18 protein-coding genes are annotated in these 24973 nt (G+C 47.7%); 4 read left to right on the forward strand and 14 right to left on the reverse strand.

What is annotated here, in order from left to right:
* Nucleotides 1-7: 7 nt before the first annotated feature.
* From cydC to E4663_RS16600, 4 genes are read right to left on the reverse strand one after another with little or no spacing between them, the layout of a single operon-like run.
* Nucleotides 8-1738, reverse strand: coding sequence for a thiol reductant ABC exporter subunit CydC (gene cydC / locus E4663_RS16585; RefSeq protein ID WP_135328454.1), 1731 nt, complete (start codon nucleotides 1736-1738; stop codon nucleotides 8-10).
* Nucleotides 1731-3455: a thiol reductant ABC exporter subunit CydD gene (gene cydD / locus E4663_RS16590; protein WP_135328455.1), complete on the reverse strand. Its 1725-nt coding sequence runs from the start codon at nucleotides 3453-3455 to the stop codon at nucleotides 1731-1733. Before cydD ends, cydC begins: the two co-directional genes overlap by 8 nt.
* Nucleotides 3455-4465 (reverse strand): cytochrome d ubiquinol oxidase subunit II, encoded by a 1011-nt coding sequence (cydB, locus tag E4663_RS16595; protein WP_135328456.1) that lies wholly within the window; start codon nucleotides 4463-4465, stop codon nucleotides 3455-3457. Before cydB ends, cydD begins: the two co-directional genes overlap by 1 nt.
* Nucleotides 4456-5862 carry a cytochrome ubiquinol oxidase subunit I gene (locus E4663_RS16600; RefSeq protein ID WP_135328457.1) on the reverse strand — a complete coding sequence of 469 codons (1407 nt, stop codon included), beginning with the start codon at nucleotides 5860-5862 and terminating at the stop codon, nucleotides 4456-4458. The genes cydB and E4663_RS16600 overlap by 10 nt, the downstream gene beginning before the upstream one ends.
* 332 nt (nucleotides 5863-6194) lie before the next feature.
* Here E4663_RS16600 and E4663_RS16605 point away from each other — a divergent pair, with 332 nt between their 5' ends.
* From E4663_RS16605 to E4663_RS16620, 4 genes are all read left to right on the forward strand, one after another.
* Nucleotides 6195-7721, forward strand: coding sequence for a BCCT family transporter (locus tag E4663_RS16605; protein ID WP_135328458.1), 1527 nt, complete (start codon nucleotides 6195-6197; stop codon nucleotides 7719-7721).
* A gap of 204 nt (nucleotides 7722-7925) precedes the next feature.
* Complete coding sequence (locus tag E4663_RS16610) at nucleotides 7926-10031, forward strand: choice-of-anchor J domain-containing protein (RefSeq protein WP_241657227.1); 2106 nt, start codon at nucleotides 7926-7928, stop codon at nucleotides 10029-10031.
* 136 nt (nucleotides 10032-10167) lie between these two features.
* Complete coding sequence (locus E4663_RS16615; protein WP_241657228.1) at nucleotides 10168-10548, forward strand: DUF4870 domain-containing protein; 381 nt, start codon at nucleotides 10168-10170, stop codon at nucleotides 10546-10548.
* A 178-nt stretch (nucleotides 10549-10726) separates the two neighbouring features.
* Nucleotides 10727-12421: an FAD-dependent oxidoreductase gene (locus E4663_RS16620; protein WP_135328459.1), complete on the forward strand. Its 1695-nt coding sequence runs from the start codon at nucleotides 10727-10729 to the stop codon at nucleotides 12419-12421.
* Nucleotides 12422-12462: 41 nt separating this feature from the next.
* Here the strand turns inward: E4663_RS16620 and E4663_RS16625 are convergent, their stop codons facing one another.
* The 10 genes from E4663_RS16625 to rlmD form a co-directional block, all read right to left on the reverse strand.
* Nucleotides 12463-13995: a glycosyltransferase family 2 protein gene (locus E4663_RS16625; RefSeq protein WP_338323659.1), complete on the reverse strand. Its 1533-nt coding sequence runs from the start codon at nucleotides 13993-13995 to the stop codon at nucleotides 12463-12465.
* A gap of 153 nt (nucleotides 13996-14148) precedes the next feature.
* On the reverse strand, nucleotides 14149-15348 hold the full coding sequence (locus tag E4663_RS16630) for an iron-containing alcohol dehydrogenase (RefSeq protein WP_135328460.1): 1200 nt from the start codon (nucleotides 15346-15348) through the stop codon (nucleotides 14149-14151).
* 206 nt (nucleotides 15349-15554) lie between these two features.
* Complete coding sequence (locus E4663_RS16635; protein ID WP_079478558.1) at nucleotides 15555-17684, reverse strand: type IA DNA topoisomerase; 2130 nt, start codon at nucleotides 17682-17684, stop codon at nucleotides 15555-15557.
* Between the two features lie 119 nt (nucleotides 17685-17803).
* The gene (locus tag E4663_RS16640; RefSeq protein ID WP_135328461.1) at nucleotides 17804-18304 is read right to left on the reverse strand and encodes a YehS family protein; all 501 of its coding nucleotides are present in this window, start codon (nucleotides 18302-18304) and stop codon (nucleotides 17804-17806) included.
* Between the two features lie 86 nt (nucleotides 18305-18390).
* Nucleotides 18391-19065 (reverse strand): TetR/AcrR family transcriptional regulator, encoded by a 675-nt coding sequence (locus E4663_RS16645; RefSeq protein WP_135328462.1) that lies wholly within the window; start codon nucleotides 19063-19065, stop codon nucleotides 18391-18393.
* Between the two features lie 33 nt (nucleotides 19066-19098).
* On the reverse strand, nucleotides 19099-20112 hold the full coding sequence (locus E4663_RS16650; RefSeq protein ID WP_135328463.1) for an ABC transporter permease: 1014 nt from the start codon (nucleotides 20110-20112) through the stop codon (nucleotides 19099-19101).
* A complete protein-coding gene (locus tag E4663_RS16655; RefSeq protein WP_135328464.1) occupies nucleotides 20109-20831 on the reverse strand; it encodes an ABC transporter ATP-binding protein in 723 nt (240 codons plus the stop codon). Before E4663_RS16655 ends, E4663_RS16650 begins: the two co-directional genes overlap by 4 nt.
* Before the next feature lie 130 nt (nucleotides 20832-20961).
* Nucleotides 20962-21600, reverse strand: a complete 639-nt coding sequence (locus E4663_RS16660) for a 2OG-Fe(II) oxygenase (RefSeq protein ID WP_135328529.1) — start codon at nucleotides 21598-21600, stop codon at nucleotides 20962-20964.
* Nucleotides 21601-21823: 223 nt separating this feature from the next.
* Nucleotides 21824-23008 (reverse strand): MFS transporter, encoded by a 1185-nt coding sequence (locus E4663_RS16665; protein WP_135328465.1) that lies wholly within the window; start codon nucleotides 23006-23008, stop codon nucleotides 21824-21826.
* Nucleotides 23009-23343: 335 nt separating this feature from the next.
* On the reverse strand, nucleotides 23344-24807 hold the full coding sequence (rlmD, locus tag E4663_RS16670; RefSeq protein WP_135328466.1) for a 23S rRNA (uracil(1939)-C(5))-methyltransferase RlmD: 1464 nt from the start codon (nucleotides 24805-24807) through the stop codon (nucleotides 23344-23346).
* Nucleotides 24808-24973: the final 166 nt, after the last annotated feature.

Raw genomic sequence — 24973 nt, forward strand, 5'->3', positions numbered from 1 at the left:
ATTCCTCCTAACTGATGGCTTGTTTTGTCTTCCTTTCAAACGGATGATCCAACTCATATAATTGCGCATACCGCTCGTTATAAAGCAACTTCTCATGCGCACCTTCCATGACGAGCTTCCCTTTTTCAAGAAACAACACCCGATCCGTTTTATGAACGAAAGCCAAGTGGTGTGTAATCCATAGAACAGACTTATCGTCCAGCACGTTAAAAATCGTCGTCATAAGCTCCCGTTCCGTAACAGGGTCCAAACCGATGGTCGGCTCATCTAATAGGACAACCGGGGCATCCTCAAGCAAAATCCGAGCCAGCGCAATCCGTTGGCGCTGACCTCCAGAAAAGCGGGCCCCCGTTTCCTGAAGATTCGTGTCATATCCTTCTGGCAAACTCATAATGTAATCATGCAATTGGACTTGCTTGGCCGCCCACTCCACCTCTTCGTCGCTTGCATCAAGACAGCCAAGACGGATGTTGTTGCGTATCGTCGTATCGAAAATGTACGGCTGTTGATTCAAGACGGCGACTCCATCGGATAGGTTGGAGATCTTATGAGCATCCACTCCGTTCAACTTCACAGCCCCTTCGTTCGGTTTCAAACCGCCTTGGATCAACTTCATCAAAGTGGATTTTCCAGCTCCACTAGGACCGAGCAACGCAACTTTCTCCCCCGGAAGAATCGAGAACGACACGTCCTCAAGCACTTGCTTCGCGTCCGCACGGTAAGATACGTGCTCCACTTTCAACAAAAGAGAACTCACATCTTCCAGCTCACAAGTCCGTGGAGCCGGCTTTTCCTGACCAGATACATCGTCCAGCCTTTTCAGTGAATCTTGATAAGACGGCAGTTCACTAATCGAGTCTGATAATGGCAAAAACGCTTCGGCTAAAGGAAACAACACGAGAACAAAAGCGGCAATCAGCGTATAGGAAAACGCCCCTTCAGATGTCATCCCCGCCGCCCATCCAAGCGTCGAGATGACCATCGCTAGCACGACGAGCTGCGCCATCGTATTTCTCCAACGCGAGAAACGCTGGTGTTGTCTGTCGAGCGATTGAATTACTGCTTCATCCCGTTCGTAAGCTTCCACAAACTCTGATTGACGACCGCTGAATTGCCAATCAGCAATGCCCATCACGGCATCCGTCAACGATTCGTACAATTCATGGCGACCGGTCTTCATTTTCACGCGCCTCATTTTGGACGCAAGCAGACTGATCAAAGGGAAAACGAAGACGAGCACCCCTGCATAAATCGCCATCAACACCGCAAACGGAATTGAGAAGAAGCCAAGTGCCACAACACTCATGAGATAAAGGCTCAACCCGACCAATGCCGGGAAGACCGTTTTCAAATAAATATCTTGGAGACGCTCAACGTCGTCCGCCAAAATACCGAGTACATCCCCGATTCTCATTTTGAACTTCGCTGTCAGGACTTGTGGTTCCATCGCTTCGTACACATCTACCCGCATGCGCGCCAAAATTTTAAGTACGACGTCATGACCGACTAACCTCTCCAAATACCGAACGACAGCACGCCCGATTCCAAACGTTCTCACAGCGACGATCGGCACATACACCATCAGTAAGTTCTCCGGCCTCGTCGCAGCTTTTGAAATCAAGTAACCCGATGTGAACAGGAGGAAGGCGCCGGAAAATACGGTCAGTACGCCGAGCGCGATCGCCACCATCAGCAACCTGCGATGTTTTTTTATATAAGGAAAAACCCAACTATGCATATTCGCCCCTCCTCGCTGCCTCTACCATCTCGTAATAATGACCTCGCCTATCCATCAACTCTTTATGTGTGCCTTTCTCTGCGACACGTCCTTCTTTTATAAAATAGATATAGTCCATATCAAGCATCCAATGCAGACGATGGGTTGCGAGAAATACAAGCTTGCCACGAAACAGATCGTTCATTCTTGCCTTTACCTGATATTCGGTTTCCACATCCAAGTGAGCTGTTGGTTCATCTAGAAGTAAAATTGGCCGTTGGACGAGAAAAGCTCTTGCTAAAGCGACACGTTGCGCTTCCCCTCCACTCAAGCTTCGTCCACTCTGTCCGATCCGCTCTTCCAGTCCGTCCGGAAGCTCCCGAAGCAAGTCGAGTAATCCCGCACGAGCCGCCGCCCACTCCGCCTCTTCTTTCGTCGCTTCTGGGCGGTAGAACACAATATTTTCATACAAACTTCCTTCGAATAAATGAGGGTGTTGCGGAATGTAGCTGACTTGCTTCTGCCAATCCTCACGCTGCAAATGCTTATACGCTTCACCGTTCACAGTGGCGGAACCTCCTGTTGCTTGGAGAAAACCGCCAAGAAGATCGATCAGGGTAGATTTCCCGGCACCGCTCTCTCCGACAATTCCGATTTTCTGAAAACCTCTTGCCTCTAGTTCTACTCGATCCAAAGAAGGAGCGTCCCCTTCTTCATGCTGGATACTCACTTGCTCAAGTTGTAAGCAGCTTTCCGATGTCCATGTTCCGACTGGACACTTCGCCTCTACTTCAAAGTTAGGCATCGCCACAATCTCCCGCAGTTTCCTCCCAGCTTCCTGTCCGTTTAACGTCGCATGATAGTCGGAGCCAATACTCCGAATCGGTAAGAAGTACTCCGGAGCAAGAATTAGAATCGCAAGTGCTGGCTGCAGCAACATCTCCCCTTCGACGAGACGCAGACCGAGGAACACCGCAACCGTCGCGACACTCAACATTGTGAAAAAGTCCATCGCGAAGGAGGAGAGGAACGCCATCTTCAACGTTCCCATCGTCGATTTCCGGTAGCGCTCACTCACGCCTTCGATCTGCTTGGCGTGCGTTTTGCTCAATCCAAGAAACTTCAGCGTCTCTATACCTCTCAGCGAGTCGACGAAGTGGTTCGACAATACCCGGTACATGCTCCACTGCCGGTCTGCTTTTTTCTGAGCTGCTAAGCCTAGTAGAATCATGAACACAACGAGAATCGGTACGGTCGCTATTAGAATGATTGCAGACGTCAGGTCTTCACTGAGCACATACACTGCAACCAAAGCAGGAATGACGAGCATATCCGCCATCTTCGGTAAAAAGAGCAACAGATACTGCTTGAACTCAGAAACGCCTTCGATCAGCATCGTCACTACATTTCCTGTGCCTACTTTCCTTGCAACTCGTGGTCCTTGCTGGAACAAACGGTCCAGAACCAGCCTACGCAGGTCCGTTCCGATTTTTTCCGAATAGCGGTAAGCTGCTCGCTGTTTAACATGATGCATCGCATGACGGAGTAAGAAAAACCCTCCAAACAAAACAGTCTCTGCATAGACTTCTGAAAATGCCCCACCTTGAAACAGATGGGTGACCACCTCAGCAAGCAGGACCGCTTGCAGGACGATGGCCGCAGCTTGGATCACCGTTATACCAATCAACAGGCCGAGTATTCGTTTGATGCCATCGTATGTGAGGAGGTCTCTTCCCATCAGTACACCATATCCTTTCCGTCTACGCGCTTACGGAACACGTAGTAGCTCCAAATTTGATACCCGAGAACGAATGGTAACAGCGTCATCGCAACAATGGTCATCACCTTCAGCGAATAAGCGCCTGATGCGGCATTATAGACCGTCAAATCGAATGTGCTCCCCAGTGAGCTGACCATGACGCGTGGAAACAGCGCGGAAAAGATCGTTGCCACGGTCAGCATAATGCCGAGACCACTCATCACAAAGCTCAATCCATCTTTCTGCTTTCTCAATGCCAAGATGCTGACCACATAACTCACGACAATCAAACCAACCATCGGTAACGTCACAAGCGGACGATACGTGAATAAATCCGTTTCCAGATAAGACATGCCGACAAACAAAATCAACATTCCGAGTACGATGAAAATAAGCCGCTCGGCAAGATGACGGGCACGTTCGCGCAGATCTCCGACCGTACGGATCGTTAGGAACACGAGGCCGTGCAGGAAGCAAAGGAGCGTAACCGTAACCCCACCAGTGACGGTGTACAGATTGATGAAATCACTGAATCCAGCGCGTAACGTCATCGTCTCGTCAATTGGCATTCCCCGCAATAGACTGGTGAACAATACCCCGAACAAGAATGGCGGGAGAATACTTCCGAACAAGATCACCCAGTCCCACGTGCGCGTCCATTTGAGCGAGTGAACTTTGCCCCTGAACTCGAACGCCACCCCGCGCCCGATCAGAGCGAGCAGGACGAAGACAAACGGGATATAGTAACCGCTGAACATCGTTGCATACCAGTGCGGAAACGCGGCGAATATCGCGCCACCCCCTGTTAAAAGCCATACCTCATTGGCATCCCAGAATGGGCCGATCGTATTGATCATCATCCGTCGGTCGAAATCATTCCGTCCAAGGAAACGCGTCGCCATCCCGACACCGAAGTCGAAGCCTTCCAAGAAGAAAAATCCGATAAACAACACCGCAACGAGCAAAAACCAAAGTTCACTTAGTTCCATGTGTGATACGCCTCCCTTTCAAACGGATCGATCGACTCATGACGATCTTCTTTCTCTCCCTGATGCTCCGTTCCTTTCTTGATTTCTCTAACGAATAAGTAGACTAGAACAATAGCTAATGCTGTATAAGCAAGCGTAAAGGCAATGAAAGAGAATAATAGAGACGCAACCGACACGTTCGGTGAAACAGAAGCGGATGTCGTCATCAATCCGAATACTGTCCACGGCTGTCGTCCGATCTCCGTCATGATCCAGCCCGCTGTGTTTGCAAGGAACGGGAAGGAAATCAAAGCGACCATCAGTTTCAAGAAGAAGCGTTTTTCCATCAATTGTTCTTTGAAGCTGTACCACAGTGCTGCGCTTGCTGCGAGAATCATAATCAATCCCGCACCCGCCATGATCCGGAAACTCCAGAACGTCGTTTTCACCGGCGGAATGTAGTTGCCTTCGCCGTATTTTTCCTCATATTGCTCCTGGAGGGTCAACATCCCGGGAACGCTTCCGGAGAACTCTTCATACGTCAGATAGCTGAGTGCATAAGGAATGGAGATTTCAAACTTGTTCTCCTGGTTTTCCACATCGACTATTGAAAACAAGTTCCAACTCGCCGGGTCCCCACTGTCTTCCCACAGTGCTTCACTCGCTGCCATCTTCATTGGCTGGGACTCCATCAAATGCTGCGCCTGTTCATGACCACTGAACGCTACCCCGACACCTGCGATCATCGCAACGACCATCGCCATGTTAAAAGAACGACGGAAAAACTCGGCTTCCTGCTTCCGGAGCAGTTTGTACGCACTAACCCCTCCGATGAAAAAGGCACCTGTCGCGAGCGCCCCGAAGATGACATGCGGGAACTCTACTAATAACTGCGGGTTTTTCAACAAGGCGAAAAAGTCATTCATTTCAGCACGTCCGTTGTTCATCACAAAACCGACCGGCTCCTGCATGAAAGAGTTCGCAGCCAAAATCCATAATGCAGATAACACAGTACCTAAAGACACCAACCAGATGCATAACAGGTGAACCTTCTTACTCAACCGATCCCATCCGAAAATCCATAGACCGATGAACGTAGATTCCATGAAGAAGGCAAGCAGTGCTTCGATGGCAAGCGGCGCCCCGAACACGTCCCCTACGAACCTAGAATACTCCGACCAGTTCATCCCGAACTGAAACTCTTGAATGATACCGGTAACGACACCAACTGCGAAGTTAATTAAGAATAAGTGCCCCCAAAATTTGGCCATCCGTTTGTAAATTTCCTGGCCTTTTACGACATAGAACGTTTCCATCAACGCCACCATGAATACCAGACCGATCGATAATGGTACGAATAAAAAGTGAAAAATCGTCGTTGCTCCGAACTGCAACCTTGCCAGCATCAGTTCTGTCATCGCTCATCCCTCCAACCTTTTCCTTTGCTCACCACTTCACAGTCCATATCACACTTCTATTTTATTCCTTTTTCATCCGAATGGCGTAGGTAATTATGTATACTTTGTGGCACATCTGTAACGAAATCGTGACCAATTAGAATCATGATCGAGAACCGTGTCGAAACCGGCGATTGACGTCGTTATTTGATGGATAAAACAAGAGTAGCGTTGATTACAGCGGGAAAATGATAGATAACCACCTCTCGTCCCTATTTCCTATATTTGGTTTCCAAGAGATTTGAGAGGGTATATACTTAGCAACTCATTCGATCCACTCGAAAGGAGATCTCATGAAAAAACAACTAAGCAATCCCGTTTTCCTCATTTCTTCAACTGTCGTTCTCATACTCGTTATCATAGGAGCGATCAATCCGGAAGGGTTCGGGGCCGTCGCCTCCACTCTCTTCAACTTCACGACTATAAACTTCGGTTGGTTTTACCTATTATCCGTCTTCGGATTTGTCCTTTTCCTCATCGGGCTGGCATTCAGTAAATACGGGAAAATCAAGCTCGGACCGCAAGACTCCAAACCAGAATACCCCTTCTTCACCTGGATCGGCATGCTGTTTTCAGCTGGTTTCGGTGCGGGACTTGTCTTCTGGGGTGTAGCGGAACCGATGAGCCACTTCTTTGAGACACCCTTTACTGGTCTCGAAGCGCAAACCGAAGAAGCAGCGCGAGTTGCAATGGGCTATGCCTTTTTCCACTGGGGTGTGAATCAGTGGTCCGTTTTTGCGATTGTCGGACTTCTCATCGCCTTCTTGCAATTCAGGAAAAATAAAGACGGACTCATCTCGACAGCTCTAGAACCTGTAATCGGGAAAAAGAAACCCGTCAAAAATGCGATTGATTCGCTAGCCGTCATCGCAACCGTGATGGGGATCGCCACATCACTCGGACTCGGTATCCTTCAAATGAACGGCGGTTTGAACGCTGTCTTTGATGTCCCTAACGCCAAATGGGTCCAACTCTTGATTACAGCAGCCCTGCTCGGATTATACTTACTTTCTTCTTCAACCGGATTGAATAAAGGAATCAAATGGCTGAGTAATATCAATCTAGGACTCTGCCTTGTTCTACTAGTCTTCGTCTTTATTGCCGGACCGACCGTGTTCGTACTGAATAGTTTCACACTCGGTATTGGTGACTACATTGCGAACTTCGTCCATTACAGCTTGCGCCTCACCCCTTATCAAGGGGACGGTTCTTGGCTGAGGGAATGGACCATCTTCTACTGGGCGTGGGTCATTGCCTGGTCGCCATTTGTCGGTGCGTTCGTCGCCCGTGTATCGCGAGGACGCTCGATCCGTGAGTTCATTTTCGGCGTCTTGATCGTGCCACCTGTCATTGCATGTTTCTGGATTGCTACATTTGGCGGTGCCGCATTGAACAGTGACTTGAACAATGGAACGAATATCGCTCAAGCTGTAAGTGAAAACGTAACTGTCGCGTTGTTCGAGACGTATCAATACTTACCGATGACGAGCATCCTATCGATTTTATCTATCTTGTTGATTGCGACGTTCCTCATCACGTCTGCGGACTCGGCCACTTATATCCTGGCAAGCATGACATCGAACGGGGACCTCCAACCTGCTTTGTTGATCAAAATGGTCTGGGGCGTGCTGATGGCGGCGATTGCAGCTGTCCTTCTCATTGCCGGTGGATTGAATGCCCTGCAAACTGCTTCCCTCGTCTCCGCTCTGCCATTTACGGTGGTTATTATCTTATTCGTGTATGCGTTTATCAAGATGATCCGGCAAGAAGAGATTCCACAAAGGAAGCAAGAGAAAGTCCAAAATAGAAAATCAAGCTAATCGAAACATAGCCTCTCTTTCCTATAAGAGAGGCTATGTTTTTGCTAATATGCACTAAACGATTCCTTGTACCCACTCCTTATGTCCCCGGACAATTCATTCGTGGCACGAAAAACTTCATTCGAATTAACCATTCAAAATTTTCTTAATATTCTTCATAATAAGACATATGGTTTTACAAAAATTTCTTCAGGGGGAATCATTTTGAACAAGCATAAATTAACCGCCTTGCTATCGACAGGGGCACTCGCACTGTCTTTAATCACTCCGGTAGCAACGCCACATGCCGAATCCAGTTCAACGTATGAGAATTGGAATGTCGAACGATATGGTGATCGAATCGACATCGACGGAAAACTTCAGAAACAGTCAGAAAGTGAGAGCTTCCAAAAAGAAGCCCTTCAAACCATTAAAGAGAACGCGAACGAAACGAACTTTAATGAAGAAGAGGCCGCAAATGATTCTTCAGACGGCAACTTTACATACGACGGGGGTACGAAGCAGTTCTTGAACCGTGACCTCGGATTCCAAGACTTCACTCTTCGCAGCGTAGGCGAGCATGTAGAAGTATGGGTAGCGAATGACTTATCTTTCGGTGAAGGTGACCCGCGAGATGCGCACGTCGTCACTCAGGAACAAGTCGATAAAATGGCAAAAGAATTCGATGAAAACATATACGATAAAGCAACAGAATTCTTCGGTACACCCGATGCACTAGACGGAACCAATGCTCAGCTGGAAGACTTGGGGATCGTTCCAGAAGGTTACTACAATGGAGACGGCGACAAAGTGATGATCCACGTAAGTAACATCAAGGACGACAACTATGCTGATCCGGAGTATCCATTCTTTGTCGCGGGCTTCTTCTGGCAGACGCTTGAAAACTATATGGACAGAAACATTATCTCTATTGATTCCAGTGACTGGGAAAATCGTTTAGAGAGCACATTCTACGGTACGACCATCCACGAATTCCAACACTTGATCCACGCGGATAACGATGGAGACGAAACGTCATGGCTGAACGAAGGAATGTCCACGTTCTCTGAGTACCTCGGTGGCTATGGACTGGATTCCGGTTCTATCAACTTCCTTTTGGACCACCCAGAGAACTCCCTTACGAATTGGGATGAGCACGTAAATGCAGCTACAGGTCCGGAAACGATCGCAGACTATGGACTCGTCCAACTGTTCACGCTGTACAACTACGAACGTTTCGGACAAGAATTCATTCGCCACGTAGCCAAAGACGGAGCGAATAGTATTGAAAGCTACAACCAAGCCTATGAAGACTTCAACCTTGGTGTAACCTTCAATGACGTGTATCAAGACTTCTCTACTGCCCTTGTTGTAGATGATGACAAGTTCAAAGGTGGTAAGTACGGTTTTGAGAACATTGACCTGCGCGAGTTGCCAACAGAGGATGGAGAGCGCGGATTCACAGTCAACTTCGAAAAAGCGAAGACATACGAAAAAGAAGGCGTACCAGCATGGGGAACGGACTTCAAAGAGTTCGACTTCTCTCCGCATGAAAAAGTGGACACGTTGAACTTCAACGGTACAGACTTCGAGTCGAATATCTGGGAATCCCTACAGGATCCACTAGGTTCTGATAACGAAGTACTATGGGGTGGCGAAGGAGATGAACTAGACAACAACCTCATCTTCAAAGCTGACTTAACAGATGTAGACAAAGCAACATTGAACTTCGATCATTATGTGGACATTGAAGAAACATGGGATTACGGTGTCGTTCAAGTTTCGACAGACGATGGACAAACTTGGACCTCCCTATCCAATGAGAATACACGCACCGACGTAGTCGAAGAAGGCTATCCGAAGATTAAAGAAAACGTACCAGGTTTCACTGGTCATTTCGACGACTATCAATCGGAATCATTCGATCTGTCCGAGTACGCTGGTCAAGAAGTACACATCTCCTTCCGTTACCTTACAGATTGGGGGTACAACGATGCAGGCTGGTTCATCGATAATATCGAAGTTCCAGAGATTGGCTTGAACTACGACGGCACAACTAAAGAACCGTTCATGTCCAAGGCTGAACTGCTTGAACAATACGTTGATTATGGTGTCACGTTCATTAAAGAGAAACAGAACGGCAAGTATCAAGTCATCGAAGTGGATCCATTTAACATCACCCAAGAGGAAGCATTGGACTTGCAGCAAGCTTTCCGCAAAGGAAAAACGTATATGACAACATACTACGCTGCTCCTCAAGATAGCCTGAACCCGGTCTCTTTCGAGTACGAAGTGAAGTATAAAGAGAAGGGCAATAAAAAGAATAAGTAACATCTAAGAGCCGATCTTATTCTGATCGGCTCTTTCTTATATAAGAGAAGAAAGAAAAAAGATTGCTTATTTTCGACAATATCTTATAATAAAAATAACAGAATAATCTGATTTTATTTAAGGAGGATGAAACACAGTGACACAACCAAACCCACCCGCTCCCCCTAAAGGTGGAGGTATGGGAACGAACAAGTCGTCCACCGGTTTGCAAGAGAATATTGGCGGATTATTGGCGTATCTAGTAGGGTTTGTCAGTGGAATCATTTTGTTACTTGTTGAAAAAGAAAACCAGGTGATCCGTTTCCATGCCATGCAATCGACCGTCGTCTTCGGCGGATTCTTCTTACTCGGAATCGTATTGAATTTCATTCCTGTCATCGGAACACTAATCAGCATCCTGCTTGCACCGGTTTCTTTCATTCTCTGGATTTATTTAATGATCAAAGGCTATCAAGGAGGCCGCTACCATCTCCCGATCGCTGGACCATTCGCCGAAGAACAGTTGAAGAAGTTCTAACCATTTAAATCAAATTCCCCCAAAGCTTGTCACAGATGCTGACAAGCTTTTTTAAAATGCCCAGATTGTGAAGTTATGAACATTTTATGAATTCCCAAATATTTCGCCGACATATATACCCATGCAGGTATAATATATAACTAGAAATACATGCCACAATCATTCAGGGGGAACTGTTATGAAAACAAAAGTCGTTGTCGTAGGTGGAGTCGCTGGTGGTGCTTCTTTTGCAGCCCGATGGAGAAGGCTAAACGAAGAAGCGGAAATCATCATGTTCGAAAAAGGACCACATGTCTCTTTTTCCAATTGTTCTCTCCCCTATCACTTAAGTGGAATCGTTGGGGATCGGCAGAAGCTCGTATTGATGGATCCCGAACAATTTGATCGCAAACATAATATTGAAGCAAGAGTGAACAGTGAAGTCATCCATATTAACCGCGAGAAGAAAACCGTGACCGTACAAAAAGTCGGAACCGATGAGAAGTATGAAGAAAGCTATGACCAGCTCGTTCTTTCCACAGGAGCGAACCCAGTTGTACCGAAACTGGAAGGCATCGACCTACCTCACGTATTCACCGTCAGAAATGTTGTCGATATTGGAAAAATCAACGAATACATCCAACAGGAAGAAGTGCAAGATGTCGCGGTCATCGGTGGAGGCTTCATCGGTGTAGAAGTCGCGGAGAATGTCCGACTGTCCGGATTGAATGTTTCTTTAGTCGAGTTCGCTAATCAAATTATGACCCCTTTCGATTACGATATGGCTCAGGTTCTTCATAAGGAGATGATCGATCATCATGTCAACTTGATTGTCGGGGACGGATTGAAAGAGGTCCAAGCGGATGGTATCACTTTACAATCCGGGAAGCAGATCCATGCCCAGGCGGTCATTTTAGCGATTGGTGTAAGGCCCGAAACAACACTTGCGGAAAGCGCTGGCCTTGAAATTGGGGAAACCGGTGGTATTAAAGTCAACCAACACTATCTGACTAGCGATCCTACTATATATGCTGTCGGGGACGCGATCGAAGTCTATCACCAGTTGATGCACCAGCCTACAAGACTCGCACTTGCCGGACCTGCCCAGCGTCAGGCACGTGCAGCAGCTGATCATCTGCACGGCATTCCACATCGTCATACGGGAGTGATCGGATCTTCTTCTATTCATTTGTTCGACTTGAATGCCGCTTCTACCGGTCTTAATGAGAAAACAGCCAAAATGGCGGGGATTTCCTATGACACAGTCTACATTATGCCCAATGATAAAGTAGGTCTGATGCCAAATAGTCACCCGCTTCATTTCAAGCTCCTGTTCGAATATCCGACCGGAAAAATTCTTGGGGCTCAAGCGATTGGCAAGGGCAACGCCGATAAACGAATCGACGTGATTGCGACGATGATTACGATGGGAGGTACACTCGACGATTTGAAAGAACTGGAGCTTACGTACTCCCCTATGCTCGGAACGGCAAAAGATGTTGTGAATATGGCCGCTTTAGTAGGACTGAATCTCCTTCACGGTAACTTGAACCAGGTTCCCGTATCAGAAGCTAGGAATCTAGTAGAAAGCGGTGCGTTCATCATCGATGTAAGAGAGAGGAAAGAATACGAAGCGGGGCACCTCCGCACTTCTGTGAACATTCCGATGAGTGAATTCAGAGACCGACTGGACGAAATCCCGAAAGACCGTCCTGTCTACCTGCACTGCCGGACCGGACAGCGCTCTTATAATGTGTATGCCGCTTTGAGACAACTCGGATTTGAAAAGGTCCAAAACATTTCCGGTTCCTATTTAGGAATCAGTCATTACGAGTATTATGACGATCAGCGACTGCAACGGGACCCCATTGTTACCGAGTATAATTTCAAATAAACAAGTGCCGGCTCCCATCATGGAAGCCGGCACTCATTTTTTCAAGCTCGATGTCTAGCTCGAAGTGTCCAAATTTTATAGATCATGAGAATAGAAGTGTACACCGTTAAAACCGTCAGTGTTTTCCACCCCATTACAAGGTAAGGCGACACGCTCTGCTGGACAGGCGCACTAGTCAGGTAGGTGCGATAATGAACAGCCAACCCAACAATGACAACACCCGCCAAAATAAAAGCAAGTCCGCCAACTAAAATCTTGCTGCTCGTCTGCCCTCTTTCGGCACTGTATTGAATCGCCCATCCGTCTTTTTTATCAGCAGACATTTTACTAGCCCAAACATCAACGAACGTAATCAAATTGGCCCACATGTAAAGCTCCGGTGAAATCAACAAGGCGGCAAGCACCACATCGATTGGCCGGTGCATCGGGGTTTTAATTGCCATGATGGTATTCAACACGCTCGCAATCCCAATCGGAATCAGCCAAAGCCACGTCCACGTGAATTGCCCTGTAGCCAGAGAGACGGCAAGCAGAAGCGCAAACAGGACACGGATTGATAAGTTTAGAAGCGTTCGGAACTGGGATCGCCATAGTTTCCACATGTGCTTGGAGCGTACACCGATATCGCCGCTCGTTAACAGCTCGACCGTTCCACCTTGCCATTTGTTCCGCTGCTTTCTGAATGTATGATAGGAACGCATCGAGTCGACGAAGCACCTGGCATGCGGGCTGATCAACGTTTTCCACTTTTTCTGAAGCTGCCAGGTCAACTGCATATCCTCTACGTCACTGTCATCTTGCCAAGGTCCATCCAAGTGATTCTCATCGACCACATCTTTGAGCGCTTCGGGCCGGAACAACGTTGCCTGTCCGCCTAACACGTACGTACTCCCTCCACGATATTGCAGATCGAGCAGCCACCCTGCCATATCTTGCTTTTGCTGGTGCGTCCACCACCTGGCAAGCGGTCCACCGTACTGATCGGAAGCTAGTTTACTTTCATATTGGACATCGTCTTTTGGGATAGAACTTTTCTTGAGGGGCATGCGCATCGTATATTTAGCCATCACACCGCCGATATTCCGAGCACTCATCAGCCCTTCCCACATATGCTTCAAGGCGCCTGGAGCAAGCCGGCTGTCCGCATCCATCCCTAGGATCCCTTTCACCGACTCTTGGTAATAGATTTGATACTTAGTCGGTCTCTCCTTATAGAGGTTTAGCGGATCTCCATAAATGCTTTTCCAAGCGGCATTCAAAGCTCCTACCTTTCTCTGCTTGTTCCCAACGGTTCTGAGAACACGTAGATTCAGGTTGAATTCTTTTCCAGCATCGAGTGCAATCGCTTCGGTTTGATCCGAACAGTTATCTGCTACCACAACTACATCAAGGGCGACTCCAGCTGGGAGCGTTTGATCCCGGAGACCTTCTAAACAATCACGGATCGAATTCTCCTCGTTATGCGCCGGAATAAAGGCTAGGATTCTCGGTTTCATAAAGGTATTCTTGATTCTGCGGACTTCTGGTGTGAAGACGTGTTCCCTTTTTTCATTGACAATGGTGAATCCACCCATTCCCTTATCCCCCCTAAGCATGTAAAACGAACTAGTACTACTATCTACTTTTATTCAATAGAGGGTCCCTTAGAACCAAAAGTATACATAGAGCGCTTACATGAATATACAAAAAAATGCCTGGCTCATTAGAGACCAGGCATTCTGACAAAATTACTCTTTAATTGTATGGTAAAGGTCGACCATTTCGTTCCGCTTCATAATCCTCGGCACCGGATACAATGGGTTCGCTTCTTTCAAAGCACGCCCTGCCATCACTGGAATATGCTCCTCGGCAATTCCGCTGACTTTGAGCGGGATGCCGATATCCTGATTCAGCTGTTTGACAGCTTCGATAAACCTACGTGCTTTTCGCTCCACCGTATCCCCTGGCAGGCTCACCCCAACCAGATCAGCCAATTCACTCAATGGTTTGTGAGCAGACTTCCCGTAATATTCGAGCACATAGGGGAGGATAATCGCGTTCGCTAAGCCGTGTGGGAAGGAGTAAAAACCGCCAAGCGTATGCGCGATGGCGTGGACATTACCGACATAAGCACGTGTAAATGCCACCCCCGCTAAGTAGGAAGCTTTCTGCATGTTCGTTCTTGCTCCAATATTCGCCCCGTCCTCATAAACCCTACGCAAGTTTTCAAAAATGAGCTTGACCGCCTCTTTACTGCATTGAACAGTTTCTTTCGTATTGCTTTTCCCTATATATGCTTCCACCGCATGTGTGAGCGCGTCCATTCCCGTTGCGGCGGTCAGATGCGGTGGTAATTTCACCGTGAGCAATGGATCGAGCACAGCATAGTGAGGAATCAATGAGTGGTCCATCAGTACGAATTTCTCGTGTGTTTCCACATTCGAAAGGACAGCAGCAAGCGTCGCTTCACTGCCTGTTCCAGCAGTCGTCGGAACAGCGAATAGAGGAGGTAATTCTTTTCTTATTTTCAAAATACCTTTCAGTTTCGGAATAAGCTTGTCCGGTCTCGCAACTCGTGCCCCGACACCCTTCGCACAGTCCATCGGCGAACCGCCACCGAAGGCGACAATCCCTTCACAATGTTGCTGCCTGTACATGTCCAATGCTTCTTCTACGTTCTCGATCGTCGGATTGGGGACGGTCTGGTCATAGATGTAAAAGTGTATTTCTTCGTCTCGTAATTGCTGTAGTAACGGATCCATCAATCCGAGCGACGGTATATCGCGGTCCGTCACGATCAGTATACGCTGCAGTCCCTTTTCTTTAATTAGACTGGGCAACTTGTCTAAACTGTTTTCTCCTTCTAGTAATGCAGGCTTCCGCCATGGTAAAAGGTATAAAGCGATCTTCATCAAGCGTTGGTAGATTCGGCAATACAACGAATACATCCTAGACCACCCCTTCGTAAGCGCTTACTATAAGTTTATGAAAATATTGGATAATAATCAATATGGCCTGTTTGATGGATAAATTACTGACGTTGATTGATTCTCGGAGAAAACCGAGTGATATGTACTAGAATTCGTTGATTCCCATCCACGCTTCGTTGATAAAAGAAAAAGCTAGATGCCACAGCACCTAGCTTGATAGACTCCTACGCCTTCTGCTTTCCGAAATCGAACTTAATCTTATATTCTTCATCCAACATGAGCGCTGTACTGAACTTCTTCTTGCCTCGGAAGCCTTTCAACACGCGGGTCTTTCCTTTTTCGCACAGCGTCTTGATCATATTCCGCGTCAGCGACTTGCCTGCAAGTCTCTTCGGAAACGCTACCGTGCATTCTTTCTTATAATTGGAGCACGCATAGAACTTGTAGCGATCCATGATCTGACCCGAACACGCCGGGCATTTGGCGATCGGTTCTTTCCAATCTTTCTTCTCCTCGCCAGTGTCGCGGATATTCACATTCTGAATCGCCTCTGGCGTTTCTTGGATCAGCTTGTCGATGAACTGGTTCGTCTGCTTGATGAACATCTGCTTCGACCCTTCTCCACTGCCGATCTTCTTCAGATAAGCCTCCCATTTCGCGGTCATGGACGGACTCGATAACAGCGTACCTTCAATCGCCTCACAAAGCATGATGCCCTTATTGGTGACATACACGTTGTTTTTTCTCACTACGATGTACTTCTGCATCTTGATCGTCTCGATGATGCTCGAGCGGGTCGCCTCGGTGCCGAGTCCTTCGACTTCTTTCAAGATCTCGACGTCTTCCTCATCATCCACGAGCTTCCCGCACGTCTTCATCATGTTGATCAGCTGACCTTCTGTATAAGGCTTCGGCGGTTTCGTCATGCTTTCTTTGATCTCAAGGTTCGCGCCGACTTGTTCACCGTTCTGGACGTTCGGCAACAGCGGTTCCTTTTCCTTCTTCGGTTTCGGGAAAAGCTCTTTCCACCCTTGCTTCACGTCACGGCGTCCCGTCGTCTTAAACGGAAGCTCCCGTACATGCGTCCAGATCGTCGTCTCTTCATACACATAGTCTCCGTGGAACATGGCAAGCGTTGTCGCCATCACTTCGTTGTAAATATTGCGCTCCTCCCGGCTCAGCCCCTCGATCTTCTTCTGAGTGGGAACGGTTTTCGTCGGGATGATGGCATAGTGCTCCTGGACTTTGCTGCCGTTCACGTAGCGCTTATTCGGCTTCGTTGAAACTGGTGTGAACGAGACGTTCATCGCTTTCTGATAGTTGTCCAAGTTTTTGACGAGATAGTTGAACTCGCTGTTCGTAATAAAATTACAGTCCGTACGCGGATAAGAAACGAGCCGCTTCTCATACAGCTTCTGCATCGTCTTCAGCGTCTGCGACGGCGTATATTTCCACCTTCTGTTCGCGACACTTTGCAACGTCGAGAGTGAGTGCAGCTTCGGAGACTTCATGTGCTTCGTCTTTTTATCTACCTTTTCCACAATCCCTGTCTCTTCCTGCTTCTCTTTCAACCCGTGCTTGTCCATCAACGCCTGGACCTTCGCCTTGTCCTTTTCTTTAATCTCAGCAAGTCCTTTGTAAGCGCCAGCCTCCGACTGGAACTGCCCTTCGATTTGGTAAAAAGGCTCCGGCTTGAAGTTCTCGATCTCCTTATGGCGTTGATAAATCAAGTAAACGGTCGGGGACTGCACGCGTCCAATCGAAAGGTAGCTCCCGAACCCTTTCTTCTGCAAGTGGAGTGTGAACAGACGGCTCGCGTTGATGCCCACCATCCAGTCACTGATCTGACGGGCTTTCGCTTCATCAAACATGCGCAAATCCTCATCATTATCGCGCAGGTTGCGGAATCCTTCGCGCACTTCATCTTTCTCAAGCGAGTTGATCCACAGACGCTTGATCGGCTTTCCCTTAACCCCGGTTAGGCGAAGGATGCTGTAAAAGATGTTCGAGCCTTCCCGGTCGACATCGGCAGCGTTGACGATGACATCCGCGTACTGGAACAACCGCTTCACTTCTTTAAACTGCTCCCACTTCCCTTTGGAGACTTTCTCAAGAAAACGGTCCGGTACGATCGGTAGCTGCTCAAGCTTCCAACGCTTCCACTCCGGCTTATAATCATGCGGCTCCTTCAACTCGACGAGGTGCCCGACACCCCACGTGATGAAGGCGCCATCCGGAAAAGTAGCGTCCGGCTTCAACTGTATGTAGGTTTTCGTTTTCTGTTGTACGCTAAAGGCCTCAGCATAGGCTTTTGCCTGTGAGGGTTTCTCGGCTAAAATGACCACTCGTGTCATGGTCCGACCTCCTCATTTCCTCGTAAAATCTATTCTTTCATTTTACCATATCAAGGGAACTCTATGAGTGCATCAAAAAAGCATCAGTTCCACTCTCGGACTGATGCTTTTCATCGTCACTATCCTCTATAACGAAGGGCAAGGCCTTTCAAGAAATTACGTGCATACTTGTCCATGCACACTTTGTAGTTCTTATGACCTTGCTTACGCAGGAAGGACCCAAGTTCGCCTTTAGTCATCGTCACGCCCGCTTCTTCTAAGATGTCGATCACGTCTTCGTTCTTGAGCTGAAGTGCAATCTTCACTTTCTTCAGCATGACGTTATTCACATGGGAACGACTGGTAATCGAACGATCCGGCTTCGGAGCTGGCTCGCCAGGCTTCTTAGGCTGCGGACCACGCTCAAACGTAATGAAACCGTTCAAAAAGGACTCCAGCGTACTGTTCGTCACTTTAATGTGATCCTCTTCCGCTACCTCTTCATCATCCGTTCTCGAAAGCATTTTCGATACGTCTTCTCTCGTCACATCCTCGCCACCGAGCTTGAAGATCTCGACCATGTCCTGATCCTTGATATCCAGGGCATAGCGCAGTCTGATCAATATATCATTATTATCCATTTCATAGCCTCCCGTTTTGACTCATGTACTCTACTTTAGAAGAATTCGCGTCCCGACGCAAGGGGACCGGGGCTTTGTCCCCCCTTTTAGTCGGAAGAGGACCCGGTTCCTTTGGACAATCCGTGCATGATGAAATGGACGGTCTGGTCGAGTTCTTTCTCGTCATCCCAAGGAAGGTCAGGAGCAATCAAGAAGCGTGTCACAAGAAAACCGATAATCGGGGACATAATCATCCGGATCATGGTAGGGTTCGGAAAATCTACGACAGCGCCTTTTTCCTTCAAATGATAGATGGCCTCCTCAAACTTCGGAAAAATTTCCTGTATGAATACTTCTTGAAATTGATCTTTTAATTCAGAATGAAAAGCCAGTTCCTGAAGGACGATCTTCAATAGCGGTGCATTCTCTTTCACGAATTCAAAGCGATTCTTGATGAGCGTCTTCAGTAGGTCCTCAAGCTTCTCAGGAGGCACATCGAATACATCCTGGACGAAACGGGCCGCAAAGAACGGGACGGCGAACCCTCTCATGAACGGCTTCACGATAGCAATCAGTAAATCTTTTTTCGTTTTATAATGACGGAAGATCGTGCCTTCCGCTACGTTCGCTCTCGACGCGATTTCGCTGGTGGAAGAGGATGCGTATCCTTTTTCCGCGAATACCTCCACCGCCGCTTTTAAGATCTGCTCCTGTTTCGGAGTCAGCTTCTTCTCTTCTGACGGTGGGTGCAGCGTATGCAGCATTTCTTCAAACTCTTTCATAGAACAGCCTCCTAGGCAGTAAATCTCCCTCTATTATAGACTGCGATGGCGTTTCAATGCGAATATATTCAACGTAGTGAACAAGACCGAGAACCCAAGCAGCACATATAGTTCCACTTGAAAGCTCGCTATCCCTTCTCCTCTGAGCATGATGCCTCTTAACGCCTCTGCCCCGTACGTCAGTGGCATGACGTGACCGATCGCCTGCAGCCAGACCGCCATTCCTTCTGTCGGGAACAAACCAGAGAAGAATACCTGCGGCACGATGACGAGCGGAATGAACTGAATCAGTTGGAATTCATTTTTCGCAAACGCGGACAGTAGTGTTCCAAGGCTCAGAGCCGTCAGCGCTAATAAAAACGTAACGATGATAACGTAAAAGAATTGCCCTGACATGTACATTTGCAGAACGTAAATCGAAAACGCGGCAATCAGGATCGACTGGATGATGGTGAATAAACCGAATCCGCCTAGGTATCCATAAACGAGTTCTCTCCGTTTAATCGGTGTTGCCAAGAGCCGTTCCAAAGTGCCTTGCGTCCGTTCCCTCAAGAACGAAACACCACCAACAATGAATACGAAGAAAAAGACGAAGAATCCAATCAGCACTGGACCGATATAATCAAACAATCCAAGATCGTCGGCACCGTGCCAGAAGTCGACTTCAATATCAGGCTGCGAACCAGAAGCAAGCGCCTCCGATAGAACTTCCTTCACTTGGCCGGCTGTCGTCGGGTTGCTTCCTTCCAACGTAAGCGACGGAGAACCATTCTCCCACTGAACCATGGCTTCGATACTCGCTTCCTCCAACGCTTCTTCCGCTTCCGGTTGACTCATCTCCACCCAGTCCGCAGCATCCTCGTCTACCTTTTCTTGTACAGGAGCGGGCACATCGACAAGTGCAATCTCAGGCTGCGTATCATCAGAATCGAGCACTAGCCACATCAGTGTCAGTACAAATACCGGCGCCACAATCATGAGGGCTACACTTCTTTTATCTCTTCTGAACTGCTTCAATATCCGTTTCATAATCGACCATGTGTTCATCGCACGCCACCTCCATAATGTAAAAATACGTCCTCGATACTCGATACACCGACCGTTTCCTTCAACTGTTCCGGCGTGTCGAGAGCGATAACTTCCCCTTCTCGTAACAATGCGAGACGGTCACATTTTTCCGCTTCGTCCATAACGTGGGTCGTCACGACGATCGTAACCCCTCTATCCTTCAGTCGCTTCAGTTCCTCCCATATCGATTGGCGCAGGACCGGATCGATTCCGACCGTCGGCTCATCGAGGATGATAAGTTCCGGTTCATGAATGAGAGCGGCCGCGAGCGACAGCCTCCGCTTCATTCCGCCTGAATACGTTTCTACCGTTTGATGGAGGTGCTCCGAAAGGTCGACCATCTCCATCACTTCTTGAATGCGCTGCTTTCGGTAGGTCTTCGACATTTTGTAAAGAGATCCGAAGAAATCGAGGTTTTCGCTCGCCGTCAACTCCTGATATAAGGCATCCGACTGCGCCATGAAACCGTACTGACTCATCTGCTGCAGCGAAGGAAGTTTCTCGCCATTCATGAAGACCTCCCCTGCTGTCGGCACGAGCGTACCCGTCATCATTTTGACCAAAGTCGTCTTGCCGGCACCGGAAGGACCGAGCAATCCGAAAATTTCACCTTTGTTAATATCGAATTCAATATGATTAAGAATCTTGCGTTCCCCAAATTGTTGGGAGATGTTCTTCAATTGCAAAATTGTTTCCATCCTTCATCCCTACTTTCTTCATGTGAGTGATTACTCGCTTTTATTATACTCCTCAAGATAAAAATGTAAAGTGAGTAATCACTCACAATTTGACGAATTAAAAAAGACGAGCATAGCCCGCCTTCTCTTTTTATCTATATTGTTTTCTCCGGACCCACATCGTAGCCGCCCACTTCTCGCCAGCTGTTACAGGCGAGCCACCGTGAAGCGTACGTTCATTGATAGCTGGATCTGAATAGAAATATTCAAAGTAAACGGCCATCCCTTTTTGCGGTGTAATCGATAGATTCATATGAGGAAAATACGTCAGTCCGCCCTCTTCGACATCGTTCAAATACACGACAAGCGTGCTGATTCTAGGGTTCGGCGTCGTACCATCCAACTTCGGCTTGAAGTAATCGTAATGCGCTTTATATTCCTGTCCTTGTTTATAATTTAAAATGTGAAGCCCTTCCCCATTCTCAACCGGCACGTTCATAATCTGCGCGATACGCTTTTCGATTCTCGCTGTCACATCAGCCGAATCGAGAAACGCGCCACTGCTCGTACGAATGTCACTGACCGTTTTCTGCGATCCGATTTTGGAGCGGTTCACTTTATCTTGTGAGATGCGAATGAGCTCATCGCACTCTTCCTCACTCACAACGTTTCCGAGGACTGCAATCACTGGTTCTTCCATTCTAGCAATAATCGAAATATCACGATCTTCTGTTACAATCTTGTTCCCTTTGTAATCAAAGATTGAAGCTTCTTTCACTTCTGTATTCAACTGTTCATCTTCCTCTTCATTTTGATAAAACTTCTTTAACAAAACGTATCCCCCTAAAGGTTAAAAATAGCTTACCACCTTTTTACTAAATATGTTTTATTTTTCATAAAAATTACATAAGTGTTCACAAATGAAGAAAAGACTTCAAAAAAAGCTTGCAAATAGGCTCTGAATATAAACGAAATGCAGGCACCTGAACCAGGTACCTGCACGGGAATACACCTTATTTTCTAATCAATTTCTGAATGGTCAAGTATCCTCCTGCCACCAGAATAAACACAATAAGCAAGCCGGCAAACCCACTCGTGAATCCAGTGCGCTCGACAACGAATCCGAACAAGGCAAAGCTCACCATAATGACAAAACTCTCGACCAACCCGATCAATGAGAAGAAGGTTGATCTAACTTTGCTGTTCAATAAGTTCTGTACGAACGAACTGAAGATCGGCTCGAACAGACTTAACAGCTGCGCCAGGAAAAGGAAGGATAACAAGACCGCCCAGTCGCTGGCAAAGATGAATAACACAAAGAATACGAAAAATAGCCCTAATCCGTAATACAGGATGTTGAAAAATTCAAATCGCTTCTCGACTTTATAAGCTACTTTAGCCATCAACACGCCTAAGAGCCCTTCCACCGTAAACACCGCTCCTACGACAACAGAGGAGTAGCCCAGTTGAATGAAATACTCTTGGCCGTAAAAGACAACAATGACCATGACTGCACTAGCAAGGATAAATAAGACGACAGGTGTGTGAATGACCGAATTGTCCTTCCAGACTTTCATCCCGGATTTAAACTGGTGGACCCATTGGTGATACCATCTCCCGCCGATATCCTCCGTTTTCTCACGAGGCGGTTCCTTCAAGAAGAACAACGGAATCAAGGCCAGGACATGGGTGAAAATCGTGGAACCATAAACCCACTCCCAGCTCACTTCAGCCATGAAGCCACCGAGGAATTTAGCCAGACTCAAGGAAAGTAGCGCAAGAGCCGTCATGTTGCCGAACACCTTCGTGTAGTCTTTCTCCCGTCCCTCTTTTTTCAACGTATCATAAGCAAAGGCCTGCTCCGCACCGGAATGGAACGTGATCATGACGCCCATCGACAAGAAGGCAAGCGTGAACATGGAAAACGAACCGCTGATCAGCATGAACAGTCCGTAAAGAAGGCTGAACACGTTGCCGATCAACAAGCTGATCTTTCTCCCATATAAGTCTGCGACCATGCCTGTCGGAACCTCGAATAAGACAATGGCTAAATGGAGAAACGCTTCAATCAAGCCGATCTCCCCGAACGTCAATCCTTTATCGCCGAGATAAATGACCCACAACGCACGATCGAAAAACAACTGAGCAAAGAATATATAGACATACAACATATAGATGTTTCGTTTTGTTTTAAACATAGAAATTCGTCCTCTCTTATACAGAAAAAGCCACAGGAGATCATTCCCCTGTGGCCGATTTCATTATCATCAGGAAATCATACTTCTGTTCACATTTATGAAATTTCAGCTAAAAAAGGACACACTTGTCCCGAGGACGGCTGAAATTCCAAAAATAGACATCAAAAATAGATGGTGCTGGTTCTCTATTTTCGTGTCCAAAGTGAACGAACGCATGATATTCCCTCCTTTAACGTATAAGATTCCACCCCATTATATCGACCTTCCAAACAAAGCGTCAATACACGGGGACAGGGACTTTGTCCCGGATACTGGGACAAAGTCCCTGTCCCCTCTTACCCGCGTACTAATTTCGCGACTGTCTCGACGTGATACGTCTGAGGGAACATATCGACTGGCTGAATTCCTTCCACCTTGTAGCCGTTCTTCGTCAAATACTCCAAGTCCCGCGCCTGCGTTTCCGGATTACACGATACATAGACGACCTTCTCCGGCTTCAGCTTCACGACACTGGATAAGAACGCTTCGTCACTTCCGCTTCTAGGCGGGTCCATGATGACGACGTCTGCTTTTTCACCGCGTGCCGCCATATCGACCATGAACTTGCCGGCATCTCCTTGATAGAAGCGGGCATTCGTAACTCCGTTGCGCTTCGAGTTTCGGATGGCGTCTTTGACCGCATCTTTGTTCAACTCGACACCGATGACGTTACCGGCTTTCTTACTGGCCACCAGTCCGATTGTACCGATTCCACAGTAAGCGTCGATGACGGTTTCTTTGCCACTGAGCTCGGCCATTTCGATCGCTTTCCCATAAAGTTTCTCTGTCTGGACAGGGTTGATTTGGTAGAACGACTTAGCAGAGATTTCGAACTCGAGTCCGCACAACGTGTCCGTGATGGTGCCTTTGCCGAACAGCACCTTCTCCTGATCACCAAGTACCACGCTCGTGTCGCGCTTGTTCACGTTCAAGAGCATCGTCGTAATCTCCGGGTGTCCTTTTCTCATCGTTTTGACAAAATTGTTCTTGCCTTTGAACTCAGAAGACGCCGCGACCAAGACGACCATAATCTCGCCACTCACTTTGCCGACCTTGATCAGAACGTGTCGCAAGAATCCGTGTCCGGTGTCTTCATTGTAAGGCTGCATTTTCGTTTTTCTCATGTATTCTTTGATCGTGTTCGCAATGTCGTCCGCTTTTGGATCGTGGATGAGGCACTGATCCATGTCGATGATGTCGTGAGAATTCTGCTCGTACAATCCGCCGACAACCTGACGCTTATGGTTCATCCCGTATGTCGTATGACTCTTGTTGCGGTAATCATATGGATGCTCCATCGTGAAAATAGGAGCCGGCTTCGCGAACGGCTTCATTAGTTCATTGATTGCCTGCTGCTTGAAGTCAGCCTGTGTGGCGTTACTCATATGCTGCAGCTGACAGCCTCCGCACTCGTAATAATACGGACACGGTGGATCGACTCGCTCCTTCGACGCCTCGATGACGTGCTTCAGTTCCACATCCGTGAACTTGCCTTTTTGAGAAATGATGACTTCTGCTCTCTCGCCCGGCAGAAGGTGCGGCACCTCAAGCTTCTCATTCTTCCACTGCGCAATCCCCTTGCCCTCATGGGTCAGCCCAGTGCACGTGACTTCAGCTGTCACCGACTTCTGTCCGCGATGACGAGGTGGCTTCCCTTTCTTAGGAGGGCCGCTTCGTGGGGCTTTCCCTTTATTCGGTCCGCCGCCTTTATTCGCATTTCCTTGATGACGTTTCTTTGACTTGTTCTTACGTTTACTCATAGGCACTTCCCTGTCTTTTCTGATTTGCCCTCATTATAAACCACCCAGCCCCGCGGGTAAAACGACAACGGGGACAGGCACCTTGTCCCAACTAGTGGGACGGGGTGCCTGTCCCCATGAAGTTCGCGCTCAAATGAAAGAACCTGCCTCTTCTAAGAGGTCAGGT

Source organism: Halobacillus salinus, from assembly GCF_004684905.1.
Lineage (GTDB): Bacteria > Bacillota > Bacilli > Bacillales > Halobacillaceae > Halobacillus > Halobacillus salinus.